Below are 4,479 nucleotides of genomic sequence, written 5' to 3'. Positions count from 1 at the left end.
TCTCCAGGCACACCGCCCACATCACGCGATCTTCCTCACCCCACATCTTGTGGTCGCCAGAACCTGTTTCACGCACCGTCAATCAGGAAGAGCCATCAACCCTGCCAATCCGGCTTGGCCGCCGGTCAGTACGTCGAAGTGGGCGACGCTCAGGTAGATCGCAACAGTGAAGCCTATGGCACTAAGGATGGGGAAAATCGTTGTTCCCCAAATGCGTTCAGGAGTCCGGTTTTTGCGGAAGAATGCGATGGCCGACAGGCTTGTGGCCGCGATGATCGATAGCAGTCCCACTGAGGCTAACGCGAACAGGAGCGAGTACATCGTGGAGAATGGATCGGCCGAGGCGATCATGAACGCGCCTGTCACCAGGGCTGCTGCTACGGAAACCACCAGGCTAGCCCTGTGTGGAGACTGGTACTTGGTATGCGTACGCGACAATCCTCTAGGCAAGACTCCAACCCGCGCCATCGCGAATACGTACCTGCTGAGGATGTTAGTGAACCCGAGAAGTATTCCGATAAAATTGGCTACGACGAGGATGCCCATCAGGTCGGACCACACCGGCCCTACGTAATGGTCGCTCAACGCGAGGATGAATCCGACGGGATCAGTCTGCGCGGTCTGCTGTACCTCTTCGATGCCTACACCGTTGGCAATGGCCCACGTGCTGAACGCATAGAACCCGCCGATCAACAGAATCGAGGCGTAGGTCGCCAGGGGAATAGTGCGTCTCGGGTTGCGTGCCTCTTCGCTGAAAACCACAGTGGCTTCGAAGCCGCCGAACGACGATAGCGCGAACAGGAACGCGATTCCGATTCCACCGGTCAACATCGCTGCAGGGGTAAAACCTATGAATGACATAGGTGCTCCACCACCATCTCCGCCACGAACGACGATCGAGATATCGAGGATCAGGATGACGGCGGCCTCGACAACTAGAAGCACCGCCAGAATTCGGGTGCTGAACTCAACCTTGTTGTATGCCAGTGTTCCCAATAAAGCGATTGTGATCAGCGTGATCAGTTCCCACGGGACGTCCATTCCGAAATACTCGTCGATGGTCTGTTTGGTGAAGACAGCGAAGGCCCCGTACAGACCGCAGAGCATTGCACAGTAGACGAGTAACGCCGCGTATGCTGCGGCTGCGCCTACTCGTGGCGAGAATCCACGTGCAATGTAGGTAACGAAGCCCCCTGCGGTGCCCATGTAGCGGCTCATCGCGACATATCCGACAGAGAAGACCCCAAACAGGGCTGCTGCAAGCACGTAAGTACCCGTCGCACCAGCGCCGTTTTGCATGAATACCAGGGGTGTGGCAGCAAGCACGGCCCCTACCGGTCCAACTGCGGCGATGACGAGAAACACCAGGCCTGGAACGCCGATGGCGTTGCGTCGCAAAGATTGATTGGGGGGCACTACGTTCTCTTTCTTTAGGCAATGAGTTTCACAGCTGGCGCTGGCGCCCTGGTCCACATTCCTGGGAGACGAGATCGCGAGCCTGAGCTGTCATGCATGCATGCGAAGGCCTGCGGTGCCGTGATGGTAGGACGGGCGGTGGACCAACTCGCATCTGTGATGTGGATCAACATATAACATCACATGGACGTACGCAATAGATGCGTCATGAATCCGGTGTCGATCCAAGCAGGGTGTCTAGTCGGTCCGCTGAGACCGTAGGTAGCTCGTGGCATCTGTAAATCATTACGCGTCAGATGAAATGGATAATCTTCGGTCTCAACCAGGACCTAAACGTGATGCCATGCCTTCACGGTACGGCGGACGCTACGACGCCTCTCGTCGAGCACCCCGGAGAACACAGTGCTTACGGGCGTCATGCGATATGGCAATCAGTAGAGTGTGCGGAAGGCGGTATGGTCTGACAAGCGAGGATTAAACAATGCTGCGAGAACCCACGGACTCCCTGCCGCAGCGTCTGCTGGTGACGCTGCTGGCGGACTACCGGCACGTGCTGGGGGACACCGTGCCCTCGTCCGTCTTAGTAGCTGTCTTCCAGGACTTCGACATCGCCCCCGACGCCACACGTACGGCCCTGAGCCGTCTCGTGAAGAAGTCCATCCTCGAGCGCACTAGGTCTGGCCGCACCACCTCGTATTTCATGACCGACGAGGCGATCAAGATGATCGACGAGGACACCAGCCGCATCATTGCTTTTGGAGAGGATCGGCCATGGGACGGACTCTGGACATTGGTCGCCTTTTCCGTCGTCGAGTCCGAGCGGGCTCGACGACACACCCTGCGTACACAGCTGCGTGCGTTGGGTTTCGCTCCGTTGTACGACGGGCTATGGACAGCAGCACACGCGAGTGTGGATTCCGCCCAACGTGCGTTGGCGGATGCCGGTGTCACCAACGCGTTAGTCATTCGCGGAACCATCGCCGGAGACCCCGCTTCGATCCTGGCGCAGTTTCGGCAGTCGTGGAACCTCGATGAGCTGGCGGAACGGTACCACCTTCTGATTCGCTCGGTCTCTCCTCTCATCGACCGAGCGCGAAAAGGGCTCGTCGCGCCGGCGGAGGCTCTTGTCGCGCGCACCCGGATTATGGATGAGTGGCGTGTCTTCCCCAGGCAGGATCCTGACCTTCCGGATTCGGTGTTGCCACGGCAGTGGCCTCGGTCCGAAGCACGGGCATGTTTCGTGGAGGCATGGACGAGACTTCAACCGGCCGCTGAGCTACGGCTTCGGTTGCTGCTAGACGACGCCGGAGGCTGAACCGTTTCTATGGTGCTGGCCAGCAACCTCCCAGGTTTCCGTCAAGTGTCACTTGACGGTGCCGTCGTCGATATCGACTTCGACGGCGAGTCGCAGCTGATCCGCCATCAATTCAACCAGCACCGAGTGGCAATTGAGCCCGAAGGTTCGGCAGGCTTCCACGCACCTTACATCGCGACCAGGCTCGACCACGGTGACATCATCGTGCACTTCACCAAGAAGTCGCCCCTGTTGGAGGCGATCACGCTGATTCTCCCTGCTGTCGGAACCTCGGTGTTGGCCTCCTGCCACCGGATTGATAACACTCATCGTTCCCGGCGGCAGGATCTCAAAGTGCTCCGCGGATCAACTGCTGGGACTCTCTCCTACGCAGACCTCATTGCCTTCCCGCTCCTCGTGCCCCCAGCCACCGAGGTGACGCTCACTTTCGCCGACGCAACAGAGTCTATGAAAGCAATGTTCACTGGCGCAGGACATCTCCGCGCGTGGCGAATGTCCCGCGGTCCCGGTTCCACCCAAGCATCAGGACGGATGTTGGCAGTGAATCCTCACACCGCAGCGCTGCCATGGGTCGCGAAGCGCAGCGGAGGAACGTTGATTCTCGATCGCAACCACCGAACTTTCTGGGGAGTTGATACGAGTCTTCTGAACTTCGAGGCCAACGACGCGAGCATCGTTGTCGGAAACATCGAGTCGTGGCTCGGGTGACAGTTCGCGATGCCGTGTTACAACCGCTGTCGGACTGTCGATCCAGAAAGACTCAGATCTAAGCTAAGAGTAAGAGACACCCGAAGGGCTTCGGAGTGTCTTTTACTCGCCAGTCCGGAGACATAGCCATGCATCGATCCTCCCGGCCGTTCCGATGGTGATGATGGCTTGGCTCAAGATAGCGAGCCTACCCTAGAACCTGTAGCGGTCACGCAGATCGACGGTTGGCTCTCGGATGCAGACGTCGATCTTGAGGACGATCGGCTACAACGTCTAGGCCGTGTTGAGCGTTGCGGCGAGGTTGACGGCCGCTCGGTAGCTGCGGATGCCGCTCGGTAGCTGCGGAGGAGCTTGTCGGAGCGCATCGCGATGCCGCGCCACTGCTTGAGCCTGTTGAAGCAGCGCTCGACGACGTTGCGGCCCTTGTATCGTCCTTGCTGCTGGTCGGCGAAGTCGATCGGCCGGCCCGGCTTCTTGCGGCGGTGCGCGATCTGGTCATCACGCTCCGGGATGGTCGCCGCGATCCCTCGGTCGCGGAGCGAGGCGCGGTTCGCCTTCGACGGGTACCCCTTGTCGGCGAGCACCCGGTCGGGGCGGGTGCGGGGGGCCTTCCCGTCGCGAGGCACGCGGATGTTCTCGAGCACGGAGGTCATCACCGCGGCGTCGTTGATGTTGCCGCCGGTGACCATTATGCCCAGCGGCCGTCGCAGTCCAGGTGCAGCTTCGGGATGTTCAAACCAGCGTGGACACCACCGTCGGTCTTGTTTATGGGTGACTTTGCGGGCGTAGATCCGTACCAGGTGGGTGTCGACGAACTCATACACCGACTCAAACTCGGGCGCCGGCCCCTGCTCCTGTTCGGTGTCCTCGGAGCCGCTGTCGGCATCGACGTCGTCGAACTCTTCGTCGGCGAACAGCTCACTACTCATCGACGTGTCTTGTCTTCGTATCGAGCTATGGGGCCGGCTTCGCCGGTGACGCGGAGATGCGAAGGTTTGCCGTGGTTGAGTCGGGTGGACGGGCGATACTGGTGGGTGTGT

The 4,479-nt window shown here is 59.7% G+C and carries 4 protein-coding genes; 2 read left to right on the top strand and 2 right to left on the bottom strand.

Annotated features, from left to right (window positions below; all coding sequences use genetic code 11):
- Positions 1–78: 78 nt before the first annotated feature.
- Positions 79–1,416, bottom strand: a complete 1,338-nt coding sequence (locus tag ACIGKQ_RS25150; RefSeq protein WP_396575169.1) for an APC family permease — start codon at positions 1,414–1,416, stop codon at positions 79–81.
- Between the two features lie 481 nt (positions 1,417–1,897).
- Between ACIGKQ_RS25150 and ACIGKQ_RS25145 the strand changes: the two genes are divergently transcribed.
- A complete protein-coding gene (locus tag ACIGKQ_RS25145) occupies positions 1,898–2,731 on the top strand; it encodes a PaaX family transcriptional regulator C-terminal domain-containing protein (protein ID WP_266063522.1) in 834 nt (277 codons plus the stop codon).
- 12 nt (positions 2,732–2,743) lie between these two features.
- On the top strand, positions 2,744–3,439 hold the full coding sequence (locus ACIGKQ_RS25140) for a hypothetical protein (RefSeq protein WP_266063523.1): 696 nt from the start codon (positions 2,744–2,746) through the stop codon (positions 3,437–3,439).
- A gap of 173 nt (positions 3,440–3,612) precedes the next feature.
- Here ACIGKQ_RS25140 and ACIGKQ_RS25135 read toward each other — a convergent pair whose 3' ends face one another.
- On the bottom strand, positions 3,613–4,368 hold the full coding sequence (locus ACIGKQ_RS25135) for a transposase (protein ID WP_328715522.1): 756 nt from the start codon (positions 4,366–4,368) through the stop codon (positions 3,613–3,615).
- Between the last annotated feature and the right edge of the window lie 111 nt (positions 4,369–4,479).

Source organism: Gordonia sp. NPDC062954, from assembly GCF_044543825.1.
GTDB classification, from domain to species: domain Bacteria; phylum Actinomycetota; class Actinomycetes; order Mycobacteriales; family Mycobacteriaceae; genus Gordonia; species Gordonia tangerina.
This window is presented reverse-complemented; position numbering and strand designations above follow the sequence as displayed.

Bases quoted from the DNA above. Each gene is read 5' to 3' on its own strand.
- ACIGKQ_RS25145 (WP_266063522.1), top strand. From the start codon at position 1,898: ATGCTGCGAGAACCCACGGACTCCCTGCCGCAGCGTCTGCTGGTGACG.
- ACIGKQ_RS25135 (WP_328715522.1), bottom strand. From the start codon at position 4,368: ATGAGTAGTGAGCTGTTCGCCGACGAAGAGTTCGACGACGTCGATGCC.